Source organism: Longimicrobiaceae bacterium (genome assembly GCA_035936415.1).
Taxonomy (GTDB): domain Bacteria; phylum Gemmatimonadota; class Gemmatimonadetes; order Longimicrobiales; family Longimicrobiaceae; genus JAFAYN01.
On the sequence record DASYWD010000380.1, the window covers coordinates 1 to 22,638 of the forward strand.

Consider the following 22,638-nt stretch of genomic DNA (forward strand, 5'->3'; position numbering starts at 1 on the left):
GAGCCGGCCCCGGCGCTCCCCTACGACCGGCCGCGCCCCGCCCGGCGCTCCTTCGCGGGCGCGGTGCTCGAGGAGCGGCTCCCCCGTGCGCTGGCGGATGCGCTGCAGGGGCGGAGCCGGGAGGCGGGCGCCACGCTCTTCATGACGCTCCTGGCGGGCTTCACCGCCCTCCTGCACCGCTACACCGGGCGCGACCACGTGGTGGTGGGGGCGCCCACCGCGGGGCGCGGCCGGCGGGAGGTGGAGGGGCTGGTCGGCTTCTTCGTCAACACGCTGGTGCTCCGCACGGACTCCCCGGGAGACCCCACCTTCCGCGAGCTCCTGGCGACGGTGCGGCGCTCCACCCTGGACGCGTACGCGCACCAGGACGTCCCGTTCGACCGGCTGGTGGAGGAGCTCCACCCCGACCGGGACCCGAACGCCGCGCCGCTCTTCCAGGTGATGTTCACCCTCCAGAACGCGCAGGAGGGGGCGCTCTCCCTCGCGGGGGTGGACGTGTCCCCGCTGCAGGTGGGCCGGCACACGGCGAAGTTCGACCTGAGCCTCTCCGTCACCGAGACCGCCCGGGGGCTGGAGGCGGCCTTCCACTACAGCACCGACCTGTTCGACGCCGCCACCATCGGTCGGATGGCGGGGCACCTCCGCGCGCTCCTGGAGCAGGCCGCCGCGGACCCGGAGGTGCGCGTCTCCGAGATCGAGCTCCTCGCCCCCTCCGAGCGGGAGCTCCTCCGCCGCTGCGGCGAGAACCCCTCCCCGCCCGAGCCCTCCGACTGCCTGCACTCCCTCGTAGAGGAGCAGGCGGCGCGGACGCCGGAGGCGGCGGCCGTCCTCTGGGAGGGCGGCACCCTCACGTACGCCGAGCTCGACCGCCGCGCGAACCGGCTGGCGCGCCACCTGGCGCGCCGCGGCGTGGGGCTGGAATCCCGGGTGGGGATCCACCTGGAGCGGAGCCCCGAGATGGTGGTGGCGGTCCTCGCCGTCCTCAAGGCCGGCGGCGCGTACGTCCCGCTCGACCCGGGGGCTCCCGTCGGGCGGCTCCGGCAGACGCTGGAGGACTCGGGCGCCCGCGCCCTGGTGACCCGGGCCGGGCTGGCCGGGTGGGCGGACGGATTCGAGGGCGCGCTGGTCCGCCTGGACGCGGACCGCGAGGCGATCGGCGCGGAGGACGGCGAGGCCCCCGCGAGCGGTGTGGGACCGGAGAACCTGGCGTACGTGATCTACACCTCCGGCTCCACGGGCACGCCCAAGGGGGTCCTGGTGGAGCACCGGAGCGTGGTCAACTACCTCCGCTGGTTCGACCGCGAGGTCATGGGGGAGGAGGGGTACGCGCTCCCGCTGCTCAGCCGTCTCTCCTTCGACGCCCACGTCCGCCAGCTGTACCCGCCGCTGCTCCGCGGCGACGCGGCGTGGATCGTCTCCGACGAGACGGTGGCCGACCCCGCCGCACTTCTGCAGGCGATCTCCACGCGGGAGCGGGTGGCCTTCGGCGGGGTGCCCGCCCTCTGGAGCGCGGTGGTGGACCACCTGTCCCTCCGGGACGAGCCGGTCCCGCCGGCGGTGAGCGCCCTCCTCCTGGGCGGGGGGACGCTGACCCCGGACCTGGTGGAGCGCTCGCTCGCGCTCCGCCCGGAGCTGCGGATCTGGAACCACTACGGCCCCACCGAGACCACCGTCAACGCCAGCGCGGGGCGGGTGGAGCGTGGGGTGAGGCTCGGGATCGGCCGCCCCGTCGCCAACGTGCGGGTCCACCTCCTGGACGGCGGGCTCCGGCCCGTCCCGGTGGGCGTCCCCGGCGAGCTGTACGCCGGCGGCGCGGCGGTGGCGCGCGGCTACCTGGGCCGCCCCGGCCTCACCGCGGAGCGCTTCCTCCCCGACCCCTTCTCTCCGGAGCCGGGGGCGCGGATGTACCGGACGGGCGACCGTGCCCGCTGGCGCGACGACGGGACGCTGGAGTTCCTGGGACGGGTGGACGACCAGGTGAAGATCCGCGGCTTCCGGGTGGAGCCCGGAGAGATCGAGGCGGTGCTGCAGCGCCATCCGGCGGTGGCGCGGGCCGCGGTGGTCCCGCACGCGGGCGCGTCCGGCGAGGCGCGCCTGGCGGGGTACCTCCTACCCCGCCCGGGGAGCGGGCTCGACCCCGCCGCGCTCCGCGCGCACCTCCGGGAGCACCTCCCCGAGTACATGGTCCCCTCGACCCTCGTGGTGCTGGAGGAGCTTCCGCTCCTCTCCAGCGGGAAGGTGGACCGCCGGGCGCTCCCGGCCCCAGGGCCCGACCGGCACGACCCGCACGCCTCCGGCGCGCCCCGCGACCCGCTGGAGCTGCGGATCGCCCAGACCTGGGAGGAGGTCCTCGGCGTGCGCGCCGTGGGGGTGGCGGAATCGTTCTTCGACCTCGGCGGCCACTCCCTCCTGGCGGTGCAGCTCGTCGCCCGCCTGGGCAGGCTCCTGGGGCGCCGCATCCCCGTGGCGCTTGTGTTCGAGGCGCCCACGGTGCAGGAGATGGCCTCCCGCCTCCGCGGAGAGGGCGGGGGAGAGGTGTGCCGGCACCTCCCCGTGCAGCTCCAGGCGGGGAACGGGTCCGGCCACCCGCTCTTCATCGTCCACCCGGTGGGCGGAGGGATCCTCTGCTACCTGGGGCTGGCGCGCGCCCTCCCCGGCCGGCCCGTGTACGGGCTGCAGGCCGGCGGGCTCCACGACGGGCGGGTGCCGCGCGCATCGGTCCCGGAGCTCGCGGCCCGCTACGTGGCCGCGGTCCGCGAGATCCAGCCGGAGGGTCCGTACCTGCTCGCGGGGTGGTCGTTCGGGGGGAAGGTGGCGTTCGAGATGGCGCACCTGCTCCGGCGGGAGGGGGCCGAGGTCGCCTTCCTGGGCCTGATCGACACCCACGCGCGCCGGGGCCGGCACGATCCCGACGCCATGGGGCCCGGGGACCTCGTCCCCCTGTTCGCGAAGAACCTGGGCGGGGTGGTCGGCCAGGACCTCGACATCTCCCCGGACACCCTCCGCGGGATGAGCCGGCGGGAGCAGCTCGACCACCTCATGGAGCAGGTGCGGGCGTCCGGCCTCGTCCCCCCCGGGACCGGGGCGCGGCAGATGCGCCGCTTCCTCGCGGTCTTCCGCGAGAACCTCCGGGCGTCGCACCGCTACCAGGCCCCCGGCTACGAGGGCCCGATCACGCTCATCCGGGCCGGCGACCAGCCGGCGTGGGCGGGCGACGACCCGACGCTCGGGTGGGACCGGCTGACGTCCGTCGCGGTCCACGAGATCCCCGGGGACCACTACACCCTCTTCCACGAGCCCCGCGTGCAGCTTCTCGCGCGCACGCTGGCCGCGTGCCTCGAAGAGGCGTGCCCCACCCTTCCGCCGGACAGCCGCCGATGAACCGCCCGTCCCCGCTCCACCCGGCCGGGATCGCCGTCCCCCGTCCCGCGCTCGCCGAGGGTCCGCCCCTCCCCGACGAGGCGGCGGGGCCGCGGCGGCTCGCCGAGGTCATCCACCGGGCCGCGCGGCACGCCTCGCCGCGCGACGTGGTCCTTCTCCGTGCGGACGGCTCCGAGTCCGCCTGGTCGTACGCCGACCTCCTGGCGCGCGCCGAGCGCGTGAACGGCGGGCTCCGGCGCCGGGGCCTCGTCCCGGGCGACCGCGTGGTCTTCCAGCTCGCCCGGGGCGACGAGCTCCTCGCCGCCTTCTGGGGGTGCGTGCTCGGCGGGTTCGCCGCGGTGCCCCTCGCCCCGGCTCCCGGCTACCGCCGGGAGAACGGCGTGCTGCGCGTCCTGCGCGGCACGCCCGGCTGGAGCGGGCGGACCTTCGTCCTGGCCTCGGGCGAGCTCGCCCCGGGGGTCCGCGGGGTGGACGCCCGGCTCCGCGTCCTCGACCTGGACGAGGTGGAGGAGGGCGCGCCCGATCCGGAGTGGCACCCCTCGCGCCCGGAGGACCCGGCGCTCTTCCTCCTCAGCTCGGGGAGCACCGGCGAGCCCAAGCGGATCACGCGGACCCACGGCAACGTCCTGAGCACCGGCGCCCGGGCCGTCTGGGGGGGCGCCGTCCCCGACCGCGACAAGGTGTCGCTCCACTGGCTCCCGCTCGACCACAACGCCGGGCTCATGGCCATGATCGGGAACACCGCCTCGGTCTCGCGCCAGGTGCTGCTCCCCACCGAGACGGTCCTGCGGGACCCCCTCGCCTGGCTGGACCACGTCTCCCGCTACCGGGCGACGCACACGGCGGCCTCCAACTTCCTCCTGGGGCTGGTGGACGGCCGCGCCGACGAGGTGCGGGGGCGGGGGTGGGATCTGGGCTGCGTCCGCCACGTCGGGGTCACGGGAGAGGCGGTGGTCCCCCGGACCGCGCGGAGCTTCCTCCGGCTCCTGGCGCCGTACGGGCTGGACGGCCGCGTGCTGCGCCCCGCCTACGGGATGTCGGAGGCGGGCGCCATCGCCCGCGCCGACGACTTCGCCCTCCACACCACCTCGGACGAGGACCGCTTCGTCCGCGTGGGCCGCCCCTATCCCGGCGTCTCCATCCGCGTGGTGGACGCCGGGGGCGCCCTCCTCCCCGAGCACACGCCGGGCCGCGTGCAGGTGCGGGGGTCCGCCGTCACGCCGGGCTACGACGGGAGGCCGGAGCTGACCCGCGAGGTGCTCACGGAGGACGGGTGGCTGGACACCGGCGACCTGGGCGTGCTCGCCGACGGCGCGCTGACGCTGACCGGCCGGGAGAAGGAGGTCATCATCGTCAACGGCGTCAACTTCCACGCGCACGAGGTGGAGGCGGTCGTGGAGGCCGTGGACGGCGTGGAGCGCTCGTACACCGCCGCGTGCGCCACGCGCGCCGCGTCGGACGACACCGACACCCTGGCGGTCTTCTTCCACACCCCCCGCACGGGGAGCGCCCTCGCCGAGCTGCTGCGGGCGCTGCGGCGGCGGATCGCGGGCGAGCTGGGGATCGACGCCGGCCACCTCGTGCCGGTGGAGAAGGACGAGGTCCCGAAGACCGGGACCGGGAAGATCCGGCGCGCGGAGCTCCGCCGCCAGCTGGAGGAGGGCGCATTCGACGCCCGGCTGCAGGCGGTGGAGCCCGCGGCGGGCGCCGACGAGCCGGCGGCGGATCCGCCGCGCACGGCGGTGGAGACGCAGATCGCCGCGCTCTGGCGGGAGGTGCTGGGGGTGGAGCGGGTGGGCCGGAGCGACGACTTCTTCGAGCTGGGGGGGCACTCCCTCCCCGCCGGGGCCCTGGTGGCGCGCCTCCGGGCCGTGTACGGGGTGGACCTCTCCATCCGCACCCTCTTCGAGGCGCCCACGGTGGCCGCCCTGGCGGTGGAGGTGGCCCGCGCCCAGGGCGCCCGTGAAGAGCAGGAGCGGCTGGCCCGCCTGCTGGACGAGATGGAAGGACTTTCCGACGAGGAGGTCCTGGCCCTCCTCGACGCGGCGCAGTAACGCAGTCCCAACGCACCCGAAACCGTGCCATGAGCGACCTTTCCAGTCGGATCTCGGAGCTTTCCCCGGAGAAGCTCGCCCTGCTTATGCAGCGGATGAAGGCGGCCCGGCCCGCCGCCGCCGCTTCTTCCATCCCGCGCCGGGAGCGGCCGGCTGATCCCTCGCCGCCCTCCTTCGCGCAGCAGCGCCTCTGGCTCATCGACCAGCTGGAGCCCGGCGGATTCGCCTACAACGTCCTCGCCGTCCTCCGCTTCGACGGGGAGCTGGACGTGGGCGCGCTGCAGCACGCGGTGGACGAGCTGGTGCGCCGGCACGAGGCGCTCCGCACCGTGTTCCGCCTGGAGGGCGACAGGCCCGTCCAGGTGATCGCCCCCGAGCTGCGGATCGACCTCCCGGTGGAGGAGCTGGACGGCGTCCCCGACCCCGAGGCCGCCACCCGGGAGCGGGCGGGCGAGGAGGCGCGCCGCCCCTTCGACCTGGCCGAGGGGCCCCTTCTCCGGACGCGGCTCCTCCGCTTCGGGCCCGGGTCCCACGTCCTGCTGGCCACCATGCACCACATCGTCAGCGACGGGTGGTCGCGCGGGGTGATGATCCGGGAGCTCTCGGCGCTCTACGACGCCGCCCTGCGCGGCGAGCCGGCGTCGCTCCCCGAGCTCCCCATCCAGTACGCCGACTTCGCGGCCTGGCAGCGGGAGCGCCTGGAGGGGCCGTCGGCGGCGGCGCAGGTGGAGTACTGGCGGAAGCACCTGGAGGGAGCGCCCGCGGCGCTCGAGCTCCCCACGGACTCCCCCCGGCCGCCGGTGCAGACCTTCCCCGGCGCGCGCTTCCGGTTCACCGTCCCCGGCCCCACCGCCGACGGCCTCCGGGCCCTGGCCCAGCGGGAACAGGCCACCGTCTTCATGGTGCTCCTGGCCGCCTTCAAGGTGCTCCTGCAGCGCTACAGCGGGCAGGAGGACATCGTGGTCGGCTCCCCCGTCGCCAACCGCAACCGGGTGGAGACCGAGGGGCTGATCGGGTTCTTCGCCAACACCCTCGCCCTCCGCACCCGCCTCGCCGACGACCCGTCCTTCCTCGCCCTCCTGCGGCGGGTGCGCGAGACCGTGCTCGGCGCCTTCGAGCACCAGGAGGTCCCGTTCGAGAAGGTAGTGGAGGCCGTCAAGCCGGAGCGGGACCCCAGCCGCCTCCCCGTCTTCCAAGTGATGTTCCTGGTGGACAACACCCCGCTGGAGCCGCAGCACCTCAAGGGGGTGCGGCTCCAGCCGGTGGGGATGGACGCGGGGATCTCCTCCTTCGACCTGACGCTGGAGATGGAGGATGCCGGGGGCGGGCTGCACGGCGTGATCGAGTACAACACCGACCTCTTCCGCGAAGCGACCATCCGCCGGATGGCCGCCTGCTACCGGACCCTGCTGGAGAGCGTCCACGCCGACCCGTCCATCCCGCTCTCGGGGCTGCGGATCGTCTCGGAGGAGGAGCGGACGCTGCAGCTCGCCGCGTGGAATCCCCCCACCGGGGCGGCTCCCGCGGAGGAGCCCGTCCACGAGCTCTTCGCGGCGCAGGCGCGCCGCACCCCCGGCGCCCCCGCGGTGGTGGCGCAGGACGAGGAGGGGGAGGTCGCCGCCACGCTCACCTACGCGGAGCTGAACTCCCGCGCCAACCGCCTCGCGCACCTGCTGCGCCGGCGCGGCGTGGGGGCGGAGACGCGGGTGGCGGTGTGCCTGGACCGGTCGCCCGAGATGCTGGTCGCGATCCTGGGCGTCCTCAAGGCCGGCGGCGCCTACGTCCCCCTCGACCCCGGCCACCCCGCCGAGCGCTACCGGTTCGTCCTGGCCGACTCGGGAGCCGTCCTGGCCGTCACCCGCACGGCGCTCGAGGCTCCGCTCCGGGACCTCGTCCCCACGGTGTGCCTGGACGGCGGCGACTCCCCGCTCGCGGGGGAGAGCGACGGCGACCCCGCACCGGCCGTCCACCCGGAGAGCGCGGCCTACGTCATCTACACCTCCGGCTCCACCGGGACGCCCAAGGGGGTGCTGGTGGAGCATCGCGCGCTCGCCTCGTACACCCGCGCCGCCGCGGCCCGGTACGGGATCGGGGCCGCCGACCGGGTGCTGCAGTTCTCGTCGCTCACCTTCGACGCCAGCGTCGAGGAGATCTTCCCGACCCTCACCCGCGGCGCGGCGCTGGTGCTCCGGACCGAGGGGATGGCCGGCACGGACACGGTCTTCCTGGAGCTCTGCCGCGCGCGGGAGGTCACCGTGGCGAGCCTCCCCACCGCCTTCTGGCACGAGCTGGCCGCGGCGCCGGCCGACCGGCACGCCGCGCTTCCCCCCTCGCTCCGGCTGGTGATCCTCGGCGGAGAGCGCGTCATCCCCGAGCGGCTGGCGCGCTGGCACGACCGGGTGGGCGGAGCGGTCGCCCTGCTGAACACCTACGGCCCCACCGAGGCCACCGTGGTGGCGACCGCAGCCGACCTGACCGCCCCCGGGGCGCCGGACGGGCCGCAGGGAGAGGCGTCCATCGGCACGCCCCTGGACAACGCCCGCGCGTACGTGCTCGACCCCCGGGGCGAGCTCCTCCCGGCCTCCGTCCCCGGGGAGCTGTACGTCGGCGGGGCGGGGCTCGCCCGCGGCTACCTGGGGCGCCCGGAGCTGACCGCGGAGCGCTTCCTCCCCGACCCGTTCGGCGCGGAGCCCGGCGCGCGGATGTACCGCACCGGCGACCTGGCCCGCTGGCGCGACGGGGGCGAGCTGGAGTTCGCGGGGCGGGTGGACGACCAGGTGAAGATCCGCGGCTTCCGCGTGGAGACCGGGGAGGTGGAAGCGGTGCTGGCGGCGTGCCCCCGGGTGCGCCAGGCGGCGGTGGTGGCCCGCGAGGACGCCCCGGGCGCGCGGCGCCTGGTGGCGTACGTGGTCCCCGCGGACGCGGGAGCGCCGCCCGAGGCGAGGGAGCTGCACGCCTGGCTGCGGGAGCGGCTCCCGGAGTACATGGTCCCCTCCGCCTTCGTGGCGCTGGACGCCGTTCCGCTCACCCCCGCCGGCAAGCTCGACCGCCGCGCGCTCCCCGCGCCGGAGCGGGACCACGCCTCCGTGGGCGGAGCTTTCGTGGCCCCCCGGAACGCCGTGGAGGAGGTGCTCGCGGGGGTGTGGCAGGAGGTCCTGGGGCTGGAGCGGGTGGGGGTGCACGACAGCCTGTTCGACCTGGGGGGGCACTCCCTCTCGGCCACCCGCGTCGTCGCGCAGGTGCGGGAGATCTTCCAGGTCCAGTTCCCGGTCCGCGTCCTCTTCGAGTCGCCGACCATCGCCCGCATGGCCGAGCTGCTCCTGGAGGACCCCGCGCGGCGGTCCGGCGTGGAGCGGGTCGCCACGCTTGTCCTGGAGCTCTCGAGCCTCTCCGACGAGGAGGTGGACGTCCGCCTCGCCGGTCCGGAGCCCGCCCCGCGCTGAGGCGGGCGCCCGGGAAAGCCGAATCCATACTCGACGCACAGCAACCCGCGAACGGACCACCATGCTCAAGAACTTCAAGCAGCTCTTCGATTTCCTCGTCCGCTACTCGACCGACGCGCGGCACGCGCGCGTCGCGGTGGTCGTCATCATCGTGGCGGGGATCGTGAGCGGGCTCAGCAACGCGGCGCTGGTCGCGCTGATCAACGCCGCGCTGACGGCGCGTCCCGCCGGGGGCGCGGCGCTGGCGTGGGGCTTCGCGGGGCTGTGCCTGCTCCTCCCGGCGGCTCGCTTCCTCTCGCAGTGGCTCCTGATCCGCCTGGCGGAGCGCGCGACCCTCGACCTGCGGCTGAGCCTGAGCGAGCGCATCCTCTCGGTCCCGCTGCGCACCCTGGAAGAGGTGGGCAAGTCGCGACTGCTGGCGGCGCTCACGAACGACGTTCCCTCCATCACGCGGGCCATCGGCGCGCTCCCCGTGGTGTGCATGCACCTGACGGTGGTGGTCGCGCTGCTGGTCTACCTGGGGCTGCTCTCCTGGATGCTCCTCCTGGTGCTGCTGGCCTTCATGCTCGTCGGGGTGCTCGCCTACCAGATCCCGCTCCTCCGGGCGATCCGCCACCTGGGACAGGTGCGGGAGACCCTGGACGCCCTCTACGAGCACTTCCGGGCGCTGATCGAGGGGAACAAGGAGCTCAAACTGCACCGGGGACGGAGCCGGGCCTTCGTGGCGGAGCTGCTGCGGCCCACCGCGGAGGAGCTGCGCGAGTACGGGGTGCGTGCGCAGGGGACCTACGTCGCGGCGGCCAGCGTGGGCCAGGTGCTCTTCTTCGCGCTGGTGGGCGTGGTGCTCTTCGTCGCCCCCACCTTCCTCGACCCGGACGGGGGGACGCTCACCGGGTACGCGCTGGCCGTCCTCTACATGATGACCCCGCTGGAGGTGCTCCTGAACAGCCTCCCGGACCTGAGCCGGGCCGGGATCGCCGTGGAGAAGGTCGACCGGCTCGGGCTCTCCCTCCAGGCGAGCGACGCCGCCCCGGCCGAGCGCGCGGCGCTCCCGGACGCCGCGGCGCAGTGGAGCGAGATCGCCCTGTGCGGGGTGACCCACACCTACTACTCCGAGCGGGAGGACGACACCTTCACGCTGGGCCCGTGCGACCTGGTGCTGCGCCCCGGCGAGGTCGTCTTCGTCACCGGCGGGAACGGGAGCGGCAAGACGACGCTCATCAAGCTGCTCACCGCCCTCTACACCCCCGAAGGCGGAGAGCTGCGCCTGGACGGGGTGCCGGTCACCGGGGAGAACCGCGGAGCGTACCGCCAGCTCTTCTCGACGGTGTTCTCCGACTACTTCCTCTTCCCCGGGCTCCTGGGGCTGGACGCCGCCCAGGTGGACGCGGACGCCCGCTTCTACCTGGCGGAGCTCCACCTGGAGCACAAGGTGCGCGTGGAGAACGGCCGGCTCTCCAGCACCGACCTCTCTCAGGGGCAGCGCAAGCGGCTCGCCCTGCTGACGGCGTACCTGGAGGACCGGCCCATCTACGTGTTCGACGAGTGGGCCGCCGACCAGGACCCCCAGTTCAAGGAGATCTTCTACCGGCACCTCCTCCCGCAGCTCCGTGCGCGCGGGAAGACGGCGATCGTCATCTCCCACGACGACGGCTACTACGACGCCGCGGACCGGCTTGTCCGGATGGACTACGGCCAGCTGCGCTACGACGGACCTCCGGGGGCGGAGCACGCCCCGCGGGCGGAGCGGCACCCGCGCGCGGCGCTGAGCGCCGTCGGCGGCGACTGAGCATCCGGGGCCGACCGCCCCGTCCACTACCAGGCACCACCCACAGGAAAGGACGACGATGAAGCGGGGGATCATCTCAGTGATCGGGAACACCCCGACGATCGAGCTGGAACGCTACCTCCCGGATGCGGACTTCCAGCTCTACGCGAAGCTGGAGGGATTCAATCCGGGCGGGAGCGCCAAGGACAGGCCCGCCTTCCGGATCCTCCGGGAAGCGCTGGAGCGGGGGGAGATCGACCCGGACACCGTGATCCTGGAGTCGAGCTCCGGGAACATGGGGATCGGCCTCGCCCAGGTGTGCGCCTACTACGGGCTGCGCTTCGTCTGCATCGTGGACTCCCGCACCACCACGCAGAACATCCGCATCCTGGAGGCCTACGGGGCGCGGGTGGACGTGGTCACCGACCCCGGGCCCGACGGCTTCTTCCATGCCCGGCTCCAGCGTCTGCGCGAGCTGCAGGCACAGTATCCGAAGAGCTTCTGGACCGACCAGCACGCCAACGCGCGCAACGCCGAGGCCCATCTCACCACCACGATGGAGGAGATCGCCGCGGCGGCCGGGGGAGAGCTGGACTACCTCTTCGCCGCCACCAGCACCTGCGGCACCATCCGCGGGTGCTCGGAATACATCCGCGCCCGGGGGATGCGGACGAAGGTGGTGGCGGTGGACTCCATCGGGAGCGTGATCTTCGGGGGGGCGCCGGGGCCCCGCCTGGTCCCCGGGCTGGGCGCGGGGGAGCGCCCCGGCCTGTACCGCCCGGAGATGGCGGACGAGGTGGTGCTGGTGAGCGACCTGGACTGCGTGGTCGGGTGCCGGCGGCTGGTCCGCAGGGAGGGGATCCTCGCGGGCGGGTCGGCCGGTGCGGTCATGACGGCGGTGGAGCGGATGCGCGACCGGATCCCGCCGGCCTCCCGGTGCGCGGTGATCCTGTGCGACCGCGGGGAGCGCTACCTGGAGACCATCTACGACGACGCGTGGGTCGAAGAGAAGTTCGGGCCCGTGTCCCATCTCTGGACGGAAACAGCACTCATGGAGGAGTATGTCTGACCGCGACGACATCCTGGTGGTGCGGGGCGAGGAGATCGTCTCGCTGCTGGAGGGGCGCGAGCGCCAGGTGATCGACCTGGTGCGCGGCGCCTACGAAGTGCACGAGCGGGGGGAGAGCTCGCTCCCGCATTCGTCCTTCCTCCGGTTCCCCCGCCCGGGGCAGGAGCGGGACCGCGTCATCGCCCTCCCCGCCTACCTGGGGGACGGGTTCGACGTGGCGGGGATCAAGTGGATCTCCTCGTTCCCGGGGAACCTGGAGCGGGGGATCGACCGCGCGTCCGCCGCGCTGATCCTCAACTCCACCGAGACCGGACGCCCCCAGGCCTTCCTGGAGAGCTCCGTCATCAGCGCGAAGCGCACCGCGGCCAGCGCCGCCCTGGGGGCGAGCGTCCTGCACCGCGACGCGGACGTCTCGCGCCTGGGGCTGGTGGGGTGCGGCCTGATCAACTTCGAGATCACCCGCTTCCTCCTGGCGGTCTTCCCGGGGATCCGGACCCTCGTGCTCCACGACATGGACCCGGCGCGGGCGGCGCTCTTCGGCAGGCAGGCCCGCCGCCTGTCGGATCGCCTGGAGGCGGTGGTGGTGGAGAGCCCGGCCGACGTGCTCGCCGGAGCGCCGCTGGTGTCCTTCGGGACGACGGCCGTCACGCCCCACGTCGGCGACGTGTCGGCATGCCCGCCGGGCGCCACGATCCTGCACGTCTCGCTGCGCGACCTGACCCCGGAGGTGATCCTGGCCGCGGACAACGTCGTCGACGACGCGGACCACGTCTGCCGCGCCCAGACCTCGGTGCACCTCGCGGAGCAGCAGACGGGTGGCCGGGACTTCATCCGCAGCTCCCTCGCGCGGATCACCAGCGGCGCCGAGCCGGCGCGGCCCGACCCGGAGCGGATCTCGGTGTTCAGCCCCTTCGGCCTGGGGGTGCTGGACCTGGCCGTGGGCCAGCTCGTCCAGGAACTGGCGCGCGAGCAGGGGATCGGCACCCGCATCGGCGACTTCTTCCCGCGCCCCTGGGGGCGGGAGGAGCCGGAGACGGCCGCGGCCTCCGGCGGGTGGAGCCCCGGCGTCAGTAGTTGAAGCCCAGCAGGTTCCAGTAGTACAGGAACCAGAGGAAGCCCGCGCCGGCCAGGGCGACGAGCACCGGCGCGGCGCGGCGGGGGACGGGCCTCCTCCAGGTGAGGAGGAGGAGGCCCGCCAGGGCGGCGGTGAGCGCCGCGGAAACGACGGGGAGGACGAGCAGCACCCGCAGGGCAGGCGGAAAGCCGTACAGGAAGACGATTCCGCCCTCGCCCGCGCCGAGCCAGAGGATCGCCGCTCCTCCCAGGAGGAAGGCGGTGTTCAGCGCGCACACCGCCCCGGCGAGGGTGTGCACGCCACGCGCGGCGGAGGACGCGGGAGGATCGCGGCGGCCCGTCCGGCGCAGCCACCCGGCGGCCCGGGCGACGCACACCGAGAGGAAGACCAGGGCGCTGAGCGCCAGGAGGACCAGGTGGAAGGCAGTGGTGTCGTACCAGGCGAGCTTCTCCAGGGCACGCGCGCCGAGAGAAAGGATGGCCGGGCGTCCGTCCGCCGCGGGAACGAAGGCCGCACGCCCGTAGGGCCCGTGCAGCAGCCCCTCGTCCACGCGCCGGAAGGCCAGGGGGGCCGCGGCGGCCCACCGCCCGGTCCCGCCGTCTCCGGGGAAGCGGACCTCCAGCACGCGGCCGTCGTCGTCGAGCCGGACCGCGTGCTGGCTGAAGAGGGCGACCAGCTTCTCCACGCCGCGGCGCGCGTAGGGGAGCGGGCGGTACCACCCGGCGAGCCCGCCCCCCGGTGCGCCGGCCGCGCCGGACGGCGGGGGGAGGGGCCCGGGGGCGGGGTAGTAGTGATCGAGGAAGGCGCTGACGAGCCCTTCCACCAGCTCGGGCTGGTACTCGCCGTTGTACGCGACGAAGAGCCCCACCTCCTCGTCCGGGAGGAGGAAGAAGAGGCTGGTGAAGCCGTTCCAGGACCCGCCGTGCCAGAGCGCCCGGCGCCCGTTCTCGAAGTGCTCGAAGAGGCCGTAGGCGACGCCCGGAAGGAAGGGGTGGTGCGCCACCTGCCGGCGGTGCATCCCGCGCATCGTCTCCGGGCGGAGGATGCGCCCCCCTCCGGCCTGGCCCTCCTGCAGGTGGGCCAGGAGGAAGGGGACCATGTCCAGCGCGGTGGTCCGGAAGGAGGCGGCGGGGGCGATCTGCGAGAGGTCGTCCGGTCGGGCGGGCACCAACCGGTCGCCGCGGAGCCGGTACCCCGTCGCCTCCCGGCAACCGGCGCACCGGACCGGGCCGAAGCCGCTCCGGCGCATTCCCAGGGGCAGGAGGACGCGCTCCTCCACGTAGCGCTCGAAGGGAACGCCCGAGACCTCCTCCACGAGGTAGCCGGCCAGCGCCATCCCGTGGTTGGAGTACCGGATGAGCTCGCCGGGCGGGGCGACGCGGGGCGGCATGCGGCGGGCCAGGTACTCGCCCAGCGGCTCCGCTTCGGCCGGGCTGCGGGCCGCCATCCCGATGAAGCGCTCGTCGAATCCCCCGGTGTGCGTCAGCAGGTGCGCGGCGGTCACCGGCTCGCGGAAGGGGCCGTCCACCCGGACGCGGCCGCCCAGGTAGCGGTCCACGTCGGCGTGCAGGTCGAGCTCTCCGCGCTCGGCGAGCTGCAGGACCGCCACGGCGGTCGGGACCTTGGAGACCGACCCTACCCGGAACACCGTGGCGCCGGGGTCCACCGGCTCCCTCCGGGCGAGGTCCCCGTAGCCGTACCCCTTCGCCAGGAGCAGCTTCCCGTCCCGCACCATCGCGACGCTCGCGCCCGGCACGCGGGACTCCGCCATCCGGCGTACCAGCGTGGTGTCCAGGAACCGCTCCACCTCGGCGGAGTCGAGCGGACCGGCCGCCCGCAGCTGCCCGCCCAGGGGGTGCGCCATCCCCAGGAGGAGCAGGACGAGCACCGCGAGTGCGGGCGGGAGCAGGGCCGTGGGCGGGGAGCCCACGCCGGGGTGGAAGCGCATGTCCGGTGGCGTAATGGAGCGGGTGGCGGGGCGCGGGTGAAGCCGTGCTCAAGTAATTGTTGGCGGCTAACTTGCCAAATTCCGCCGATCGTGTCAAATTAGCGGGGCCGCAGGGCCCCACCTCCCTAAAACCAGTACCCAACCGAAGATGCAGGTATCCACGGATCGAAGCGCCCCAGGCTCGCCCAGGAACGCAGCAGAGGACCGCCCGCGCCGCTCCGGACCCGGGATGGACCGCAGGATCGAGAAGCCGAAGTGGTCCAGGGGGCGGATCCTCACCCTCGGCGCGGTCGCGATCCTCGGGGCCCTGGCCCTCCTCCTCCTGCGCCCCGACGAGGGCGGCGCCCGCCTGCGGGTGGATTCCAAGCGCCTGGAGATCGCCCAGGTCCGCGAAGGGGTGTTCGAGGAGTACATCCCCGTGGTCGGGAGCCTGGAGCCGGTCCGCACGGTGTACCTGGACGCGGTCGAGGGCGGGCGGGTCGAGGCCGTCTACGTCCGGGAAGGGACGCTGGTGCAGGAGGGGCAGCCGATCCTCCGCCTCTCGAACAACTCCCTCCAGCTCGACCTGCTGCAGGCGGACGCCCAGAACGTGGAGCAGCTCAACCTCCTGGCGAACATGAGGTTCGAGATCGAGCGCAACGCCCTGCGGCTGCGCGAGCAGCTCGCCGAGGCCGACTTCCAGCTCCAGGGCCTCGCCCGGCGGCACCAGCAGAACCGGGCCCTCTTCGAGCGCCAGCTCATCTCCCGCGAGGAGTACATGGCGGCCGAGGAGGAGTTCGAGCACTGGAAGAACCGCAAGGAGCTGATGCTCCGCGCGTTCCGGCAGGACTCCCTGCGCATGGAGCGGCAGGCGAGCGACCTCACGGAGATGACCGGCCGGATGCGCGCGAACAACGGCGTCCTGCGGGAGATCCTCGACAACCTGACCGTGCGGGCGCCGGTCTCCGGGCGCCTCACCGCGCTCGACGCCGAGGTCGGCGAGCTGCGCGTCTCCGGCCACCGCTTCGGGCAGATCGACGTCCTGGACGGGTACCGGGTCCTCGCGGACATCGACGAGTACCACATCTCCCGCGTGAGCGTCGGCCAGGCCGGCGAGTTCCAGCACGCCGGGGAGTCCTACCGCCTGAAGGTGGCGAAGATCCACCCGGAGGTGAAGGACGGCAAGTTCCAGATCGAGCTCGCGTTCGACGGAAAGAGCCCCGCGGACGTGCGGCGCGGGCAGACGGTCCGGATCCGGCTGACGCTGGGCGACAGCAAGCCGGCCGTTCTCCTCCCCCAGGGCGCCTTCCACCAGACCACGGGCGGGAGCTGGGCGTTCGTCCTGGACGGGTCGGGAGAGCGTGCCGTCCGCCGCGAGATCCGCCTGGGAAGGCAGAACCCGCAGTACTTCGAGGTCCTCGACGGGCTCCGGCCGGGCGACCGGGTGGTGGTCTCGAGCTATGACGGTTACCGGGACACGGGGACCCTCCTCGTCGACTGAAGCACCGTCCCGCTGGGCCGTCGGCGCGACCCGGGGCGCCGTCCGCCGCATCCCCAACCCAACGAGCGAGGAAGGCAGGCATGATCGAGATCAGGAATCTCACCAAGGTGTACACCACCGACGAGGTGGAGACGACGGCGCTGAACGGGATCGATGCGGAGGTCTCCGAAGGGGAGTTCGTGACGATCATGGGTCCCAGCGGCTGCGGCAAGTCGACGCTGCTGAGCCTCCTGGGCCTCCTGGACAACCCCACGGGTGGAGAGTTCCGCTTCCTGGGGCGCGAGGTGTCCGGCCTCTCCGAGCGGGAGCGGGCACGGATGCGCAAGGGGAACATCGGCTTCATCTTCCAGAGCTTCAACCTGATCGACGAGCTGAGCGTCTACGAGAACGTGGAGATGCCCCTGCTGTACCTCAAGGTGCCGGCGGGAGAGCGGGAGCGCCGCGTGGAGGAGGCGCTGGAGCGGGTCGGGATCGAGCACCGGAGGAACCACCACCCGCAGCAGCTCTCCGGCGGCCAGCAGCAGCGCGTCGCCATCGCGCGGGCGGTCGTCTCGTCCCCCAAGCTGATCCTGGCCGACGAGCCGACGGGGAACCTGGACTCGGCCCACGGCGAGGAGATCATGCAGCTCCTCACGGAGCTGAACGAGGGCGGGACGACGATCGTCATGGTCACCCACTCGGCGCGGGACGCGGAGTTCAGCCACCGCACCATCAACCTGTTCGACGGGCAGGTGGTGGGCACCCACGTGCGGCAGGAGGTCGCGCTCCAGGCCTGACGACCGGGACGGAGCAGGGAAGAGCCTGCAACGGCACGGCGCCCCCACCGGGATCTCCCGGTGGGGGCGCCTTTCGTGGGCCGTACCCGTCCCCCGGCGCCGAAGCGCCCAGGGCCTACTCCACCTCCACCACGTACGCGCCGGTGAGCACCCGCCCCTCCCGCTTCACCTGCACCCACACGCCGTAGCGGCCGGGCCGCGGGAACTCGTACGGGAACGACACCTCGCTCGGGGCGGGCGCGTGGCCGCCGTGCCCCGCCGGGTGCGCCGCGGCGCCCGGGAGGACGAGCTGGCCGCGTGCGTCGCGCACGGTGTCGCCGCGCTCGATCTGCTCGAAGCGCGCCTGCGCGGCCGTCGACACGGTGCCCGAGGGGTGCAGGTGCACGAACACCGAGCCGTCGTCGCGGGAGACGGCGGCGTGGCTCAGCATCCCCATGTAGGGCTCCAGGCGCGCGGGCGCGCCCGCGGGGTCGGCCACGCGGAAGCGGAGGGTGGTCTCCCTGCCGGCCCGGAGCCGCCCCTCGCGCACCCAGGTCATCGTGGACCCGTCGGCGAGCCGGGTGGCGGCGGCCCGGCTGGCGGGAGCCACGTGCCAGGAGTCGTCGGCGTCGATCCCCGCCCCGGCCGCGCCGGCCGGCACCGACAGGGTGTCGGTGAGCGTCTGGGTGAAGCCGCTCTCGTGGACGATGTCGGCGTAGAGCCGGTAGTCGCCCGCGGGGAGCGGCGGGAGGGGGAGGCGGAAGGTGACCGAGTCCACCCGGACCGGGTGCACGTGCGCGAAGGCGTCCAGCCCGTCGCGGACCAGGAACATGTGCATCAGCTTCCCGTGGTCTGGGAGGAGGCCGCTCCAGGGCCCGCCGCCGGGCGCCCTCCAGTGCTCCACGCGCAGCGTCAGCACCCGGCCGCCGGCCTCCTCCGCCACCCCGGCCTCCACGCGCGGGGCGCGGTACAGCTTCTCGCCGTAGCGGGCCTCCTCCGCGCTCCACCACTTCGCCCCGCCGAACAGCGCGAGCGCGAGCGCGGGAACCGCCATCGCACGCGCGGCCCACGAGCGCCGCCTCCGCGCGGCGTCCGGCTCCTCGCCGGGCGGGAGCACCGCCTCGCGCACCGCGGCGCCCACGATGGTGAGGAGCCCCACCGCCAGGAAGAGGCCCAGCCCGACCAGCGCCAGCGCCAGCCCCCGCGGCATCCCGGCGACGCCGGTCGCCATGGCCGGGACCGGGACGATGAGCGTCCCCGTCCCCCGGGGCCCCTCCACCGCCACGTGGACGCTGTAGGAGCCGAAGTCCATCAGCCACAGCTGCGTGCTGAACAGATTCGGCTCGCCCTGCACGGGCGCGGCCACGTCGGGGCGCGGCGCGCCCTCCAGCCCCAGGTCCCAGCGCACCGGCCGGACGGTCACCCGCTCGGCGGCCCCGTCGGGCACCCGGACCGAGATCTCCGCCTGCCCCGGGATCACCTCCGGCGGGCGGATGGTCACGCGCACCGGGTAGGGGCCCGCGTTCCCCTCCAGGAAGATGGTGGGGCTGCCCACGTGGCCGGAGAGCACGAGCAGCGCGGCCAGGAGCCCCAGCGTGCCGAGCGCGCGGCGCATCATCGGCGCACCCTCGCCATCCAGTCGCCCCAGGCGAGCCCGAGCCGCGCGGAAAGCACGGAGATCCCGAGCGCGATCGCCAGCCCCTTCGCCAGGACCATCCCCGACTCCGGGTTCATGTACGCGCCGCGCGCGAGGTAGCTCTGCTCGCCCAGCATGTACGGGCGCAGGTGCTGCCCGAACACCGGGTTGCGGGCGTACCCGGAGTTCAGGAACAGGGAGAAGTACCACTGCACCACGAAGAAGGCCGCCAGGAAGGCGGCGCCGAGCGCGGCGGCGAGGAGCCAGCGGCTCCGGCCGCGCATGCGGTGGAAGACGAGGTCCATGAAGAAGGCGGGCACCACCAGCAGCAGCGGGAACTGCGGCGGCATCATCTGCGTGATCTGGAAGCGCACCGGCGCCAGCTTCGGCTCGGCCGGGAAGAGCGGGAGGATCCAGGTGAGCAGGAGGAGCACCCCCAGGTAGACCGCCGCCGCCGCGGTGGCCGGCCACCGCAGCCGCCCCGCGACCGCAGCCGCCGCCAGCGCCAGCGGCACCACGCCCGCCGCCACCTGGTAGAAGAGCGAGCCGTGCTGGAAGATGCGCCAGGTGTACTCGCTGACCATGGTGGTGAAGTTGAGCAGCACCAGCCCCATGGCGTACGCCACCATCCACGGGAGCACCCGCCGCTCGCCCGGCCGGTTCTGCAGCGCGAGCACCATGAAGAGCGCGCCCATCTGGATGGCGAGGATCCCCATCGCCAGCACGGTGTGGGGCGGGGAAAGGATCTTCACGTCCAGCCCGTAGGCGTTGTGCCACCAGTCGTCGAAGGGCGCCGAGGTAAGCATGGCGAAAGCGCCCCAGATGCACGTCCACGCGCCGAGCGGCCCGCGGAAGTACTTCCACCACGTGACGCTGGCCGCGCGCTCCTCCTGCGTGCCCGCCAGGGTGAGGTGCAGCACGTGCCAGCCGCAGACGACGCCCGCGACCACGCCGCCCAGGTAGATCGCCAGGTGCGGGGGCGAGAAGAGGGTGTCGCGCCCGATGCTCTGGTGCCAGGAGATGTCCCAGAGCACTCCGACGATCACGCTCGTGGAGGCGAAGAGGACGGCGTGGACGTACCAGGGGACGCCCGCGGCATCGGCCTGCGGCCGCGCGGCCGGCGGGGCGCTGGGGAGCGAGGCGACGGATGCCTCCATGGGGGCTCCTCGGAGAGCTTGTTCCAGGGTACGGCGCCGGGCCGGGAGCGGCCCGGGGAGGGGAGAGATCGAATAGTACCGGGTGCCGGCGGGGCGGACAAGCTCCGCGTTCGGGGGCCGACGCGCCGTTCCGGCCCCTGCTGCACCGGCCGGCCGCCGTGGCGGCTATCCGCTTCCGTCCTCCCCGACGGCCGGGACCGTGAACGTGAACGTCGCACCCTCCCCCTCGCGGCTCTCCACCCAGATGCGCCCACCGTGCGCCTCCACGATCCCCTTCGTGATCGCCAGCCCCAGCCCTGCGCCGCGGCGGTCCCCCGGCCTGGCCTGCCAGAAGCGGGTGAAGACGTGTGGGAGGTGCTCCGGGCGGATCCCCGGCCCGCTGTCGGAGACCGAGATCCGCACCTCCTCGCCCTCCGCCTCGGCGCGCAGCGTGATGGTGCCCCCCTCGGGCGTGAACTTGATCGCGTTCCCCACCAGGTTCGAGATGGCCCGCAGGATCTGGTGCGGGTCGAGCCAGGCGGTGGAAGCCTCCGGGTCCACCCGTGTTTCCAGCTCGATCCGCTTCTTCGCGGCGAGGGGGCCCAGGAGCTCGCCCGCGTCGCCGAGCAGCCACTCCAGGCTCGTGCGGGACGGCGTGACGGAGAAGCGCTCCCCGTGCATGCTCCCCACGTCCAGGAGGTCGTCGATGAGCAGGCCCATCTGCTTCGAGGTGCGGGTGATCAGCTCCAGGAAGCGCTGGTTGTCGATCCGCCGGTCCCGTCCCGCCTCCTTGAGGAGGGTCGCGCACATCTGGATCGCGTTGAGAGGGTTGCGCAGATCGTGCGAGACGACGGCCAGCATCTCGTCCCGCGCGCGGACCGCCTCCGTCGCCTGCCGGTAGAGCCGCAGGTGCTCCACGGCCAGGGCGATCCGGTGCGCCAGGTCCTGCACCAGGGCCAGGTCGAGGAGCGTGTACGGGCGTCCGCGGTCCGACGTGCCCACCGTGACGGCGCCCAGCCGGTGCTCGCCCGCGGCCAGCGGCACCACCATGAGGGAGCACACGCCCACCTCCCGGAGCGCCGCCGCTTCGCCGGGCTCGTAGCCGAGCGCGTCCACCTCGGACGCATCGAATTCGGGGAGAAAGATCGACTCTCCCTCCCGCAGCACCGTCGCTACCGGGTGGTCCGCGGCGACGGGGCGTGGAGCCGGCTCCGCCACGCGCGTGAGCGGCTCCTCCCGCGTGGGGTCCTGGTGGGCGGTAGCGACGCGGCGGATGCCGCGGTCCGGCTCGGCCAGGTCGATCATGCAGAGCTCCCCCAGGAACGGGACGCACTCCCGCGCCAGGGCGCCGAGCGACGACTCGCCGTCCAGGGTGCTGTCCAGGAGCACGCTGGCCCGGGACAGGAACCTCTGGGCGTCCTCGGCGCGTCGGCGCTCGGTCACGTCCACCATGGAGCCGAGGATCCGCACGGGCTCGCCCCGCTCGTTGCGGACCACGCATCCCCGGTCGAACACGGTGGCGTACTGTCCGTCTCCGCGGCGGAAGCGGTACTCGTTGGACCAGATCTCGCCCACGCCGCCCAGCTCCGACTGCAGGCTCCGGATCACCCGCTCCCGGTCGTCCGGGTGGATGTGCTGCCGGTGCCACTCCATGGTCGTGCCCACCTCGTCCGGGGGGTAGCGGAAGAGCTTCGGGCCTGCCTCGTTCCAGCGCACCTCGCCCGTGCGCACGTCCCACTCCCAGATCACGTCCTCCGTCGCCCGCTCCACGAGCCGCAGGCGCTCCGCGGCCTCGCGGAGCGCCACTTCCGCGCGCCTGCGCTCCGTCACGTCCAGCAGCGTTCCGACGATGGCGCACCTGCCGTCCAGCTCCGTGCGGCTCCCGTGGGCCTCCACCTCCACGGCCGAGCCGTCCTTCCGCAGGGCCCGGAAGGAGTACTGGACCTCGTCCACCTCGCCCTCCACCCGCCTGCGGATGTTCTCCCGGACCCGCTCGCGATCCTCCGGCACCACGAACTCCAGGATCGGCCGCCCGGCGACGGCGTCGCCCGCGCCGTAGCCCAGGAGCGCGCCGAACCTGGGGTTGGCGTACACGATGCGGCCGTCCTGCACCAGGTACATCCCCGCCAGCGAGCTCTCGACCAGGGTCCGGAACCGCGAAGCGTCGGCGCGCTCCCGGCGCAGGGCGAGCCGGCGCGCCATCTCCGCCTCGGCGGCCTCGGCGAGCCCGGCGAGGATCGCCACCTCGTCCGCCAGCCACCCGCGCGGGAGGTGGTCGATCGCGCAGAAGGCCCCCAGGACGGCTCCGCCCGGGGCACGGATCGGCACCCCCGCGTAGGCGGCCACCCCCAGCGCGCGGATGGCCGCGCCGTCGCGAACCCGCTCGTGCAGGCGCGCGTCCTCCACCAGGAGCGGCTCGTCGGAGGCGACGATGTGCCGGCAGAGCGAATCCGCCAGCGGGATCGCGGGAAGCGAGTCCGCGGGCCCGGGGAGGCCGGCGGCGCTCTCGATGGTCTCCCGCTCCGCGTCCAGGAGCGTGACGAGGGCCGTGGGTACCCGGAGGACGACCCGGGCGAGGCGGGTGAGCGAGTCGAGCTGTCCGCCGGGCGGATGCTCGACGAGGCGTGCCTCCCGCACGGCCGCGAGGCGGTCGGGGTCGGCGATCCTGTGGGGCTGGGGTGTCATGGCGCGCCTCCGGGTTCCGTGGAGCCGTGCCGGGCGGCGCCGGGCGGCCTCCATGGGCCTTTCCACCGTGCCGCAGGCCGCGTGCCGCATGGCGGCGGACGCAGCGACGGCCGCCGTCGGGCCACACCCGCCTGCAGCCTTTTTGCCGCCGTCTCGACCGCCCCTCGCCGCATTCGAGGGCAGAGGCTGGACCCGGCGCCGTCTCCGC

Annotated in this window: 12 protein-coding genes; 8 read left to right on the top strand and 4 right to left on the bottom strand. The window is 74.0% G+C overall.

Going from position 1 to position 22,638, the window contains the following annotated elements; all coding sequences use genetic code 11:
- From VGR37_15300 to sbnB, 6 genes are all read left to right on the top strand, one after another.
- Window positions 1-3,381: amino acid adenylation domain-containing protein (locus VGR37_15300; protein ID HEV2148770.1), on the top strand; the 3,381-nt coding region annotated here is incomplete at its 5' end.
- Entirely contained in the window at window positions 3,378-5,435 is a 2,058-nt protein-coding gene (locus VGR37_15305) for an AMP-binding protein (GenBank protein HEV2148771.1), read from the top strand. The genes VGR37_15300 and VGR37_15305, both read left to right, overlap by 4 nt.
- Before the next feature lie 29 nt (window positions 5,436-5,464).
- Window positions 5,465-8,878 (top strand): amino acid adenylation domain-containing protein, encoded by a 3,414-nt coding sequence (locus VGR37_15310; protein HEV2148772.1) that lies wholly within the window; start codon window positions 5,465-5,467, stop codon window positions 8,876-8,878.
- 61 nt (window positions 8,879-8,939) lie between these two features.
- A complete protein-coding gene (locus tag VGR37_15315; protein ID HEV2148773.1) occupies window positions 8,940-10,667 on the top strand; it encodes a cyclic peptide export ABC transporter in 1,728 nt (575 codons plus the stop codon).
- A 58-nt stretch (window positions 10,668-10,725) separates the two neighbouring features.
- Window positions 10,726-11,715, top strand: coding sequence for a 2,3-diaminopropionate biosynthesis protein SbnA (gene sbnA, locus VGR37_15320; protein ID HEV2148774.1), 990 nt, complete (start codon window positions 10,726-10,728; stop codon window positions 11,713-11,715).
- Window positions 11,708-12,793 (top strand): 2,3-diaminopropionate biosynthesis protein SbnB, encoded by a 1,086-nt coding sequence (gene sbnB / locus VGR37_15325; GenBank protein ID HEV2148775.1) that lies wholly within the window; start codon window positions 11,708-11,710, stop codon window positions 12,791-12,793. Before sbnA ends, sbnB begins: the two co-directional genes overlap by 8 nt.
- Here the strand turns inward: sbnB and VGR37_15330 are convergent.
- Complete coding sequence (locus VGR37_15330) at window positions 12,783-14,738, bottom strand: serine hydrolase domain-containing protein (protein HEV2148776.1); 1,956 nt, start codon at window positions 14,736-14,738, stop codon at window positions 12,783-12,785. The two genes, sbnB and VGR37_15330, sit on opposite strands and share 11 nt — an antisense overlap.
- Window positions 14,739-14,967: 229 nt before the next feature.
- Here VGR37_15330 and VGR37_15335 point away from each other — a divergent pair, with 229 nt between their 5' ends.
- Both VGR37_15335 and VGR37_15340 read left to right on the top strand, forming a co-directional pair.
- Window positions 14,968-16,218, top strand: coding sequence for an HlyD family efflux transporter periplasmic adaptor subunit (locus VGR37_15335; GenBank protein HEV2148777.1), 1,251 nt, complete (start codon window positions 14,968-14,970; stop codon window positions 16,216-16,218).
- Between the two features lie 80 nt (window positions 16,219-16,298).
- The gene (locus VGR37_15340) at window positions 16,299-16,994 is read left to right on the top strand and encodes an ABC transporter ATP-binding protein (protein HEV2148778.1); all 696 of its coding nucleotides are present in this window, start codon (window positions 16,299-16,301) and stop codon (window positions 16,992-16,994) included.
- Between the two features lie 115 nt (window positions 16,995-17,109).
- On the opposite strand, the gene VGR37_15345 is transcribed toward VGR37_15340, so the two are convergent.
- The 3 genes from VGR37_15345 to VGR37_15355 all read right to left on the bottom strand — a co-directional run bounded on the left by VGR37_15345 (window position 17,110) and on the right by VGR37_15355 (window position 22,430).
- On the bottom strand, window positions 17,110-18,591 hold the full coding sequence (locus tag VGR37_15345) for a hypothetical protein (protein HEV2148779.1): 1,482 nt from the start codon (window positions 18,589-18,591) through the stop codon (window positions 17,110-17,112).
- Complete coding sequence (locus VGR37_15350; protein HEV2148780.1) at window positions 18,588-19,766, bottom strand: hypothetical protein; 1,179 nt, start codon at window positions 19,764-19,766, stop codon at window positions 18,588-18,590. Before VGR37_15350 ends, VGR37_15345 begins: the two co-directional genes overlap by 4 nt.
- Window positions 19,767-19,931: 165 nt before the next feature.
- On the bottom strand, window positions 19,932-22,430 hold the full coding sequence (locus tag VGR37_15355) for a PAS domain S-box protein (protein ID HEV2148781.1): 2,499 nt from the start codon (window positions 22,428-22,430) through the stop codon (window positions 19,932-19,934).
- Window positions 22,431-22,638 lie beyond the last annotated feature (208 nt).

Bases quoted from the DNA above. Each gene is read 5' to 3' on its own strand.
- VGR37_15305 (HEV2148771.1), top strand. From the start codon at position 3,378: ATGAACCGCCCGTCCCCGCTCCACCCGGCCGGGATCGCCGTCCCCCGT.
- VGR37_15310 (HEV2148772.1), top strand. From the start codon at position 5,465: ATGAGCGACCTTTCCAGTCGGATCTCGGAGCTTTCCCCGGAGAAGCTC.
- VGR37_15315 (HEV2148773.1), top strand. From the start codon at position 8,940: ATGCTCAAGAACTTCAAGCAGCTCTTCGATTTCCTCGTCCGCTACTCG.
- sbnA (HEV2148774.1), top strand. From the start codon at position 10,726: ATGAAGCGGGGGATCATCTCAGTGATCGGGAACACCCCGACGATCGAG.
- sbnB (HEV2148775.1), top strand. From the start codon at position 11,708: ATGTCTGACCGCGACGACATCCTGGTGGTGCGGGGCGAGGAGATCGTC.
- VGR37_15330 (HEV2148776.1), bottom strand. From the start codon at position 14,738: ATGCGCTTCCACCCCGGCGTGGGCTCCCCGCCCACGGCCCTGCTCCCG.
- VGR37_15335 (HEV2148777.1), top strand. From the start codon at position 14,968: ATGGACCGCAGGATCGAGAAGCCGAAGTGGTCCAGGGGGCGGATCCTC.
- VGR37_15340 (HEV2148778.1), top strand. From the start codon at position 16,299: ATGATCGAGATCAGGAATCTCACCAAGGTGTACACCACCGACGAGGTG.
- VGR37_15345 (HEV2148779.1), bottom strand. From the start codon at position 18,591: ATGATGCGCCGCGCGCTCGGCACGCTGGGGCTCCTGGCCGCGCTGCTC.
- VGR37_15350 (HEV2148780.1), bottom strand. From the start codon at position 19,766: ATGGAGGCATCCGTCGCCTCGCTCCCCAGCGCCCCGCCGGCCGCGCGG.
- VGR37_15355 (HEV2148781.1), bottom strand. From the start codon at position 22,430: ATGACACCCCAGCCCCACAGGATCGCCGACCCCGACCGCCTCGCGGCC.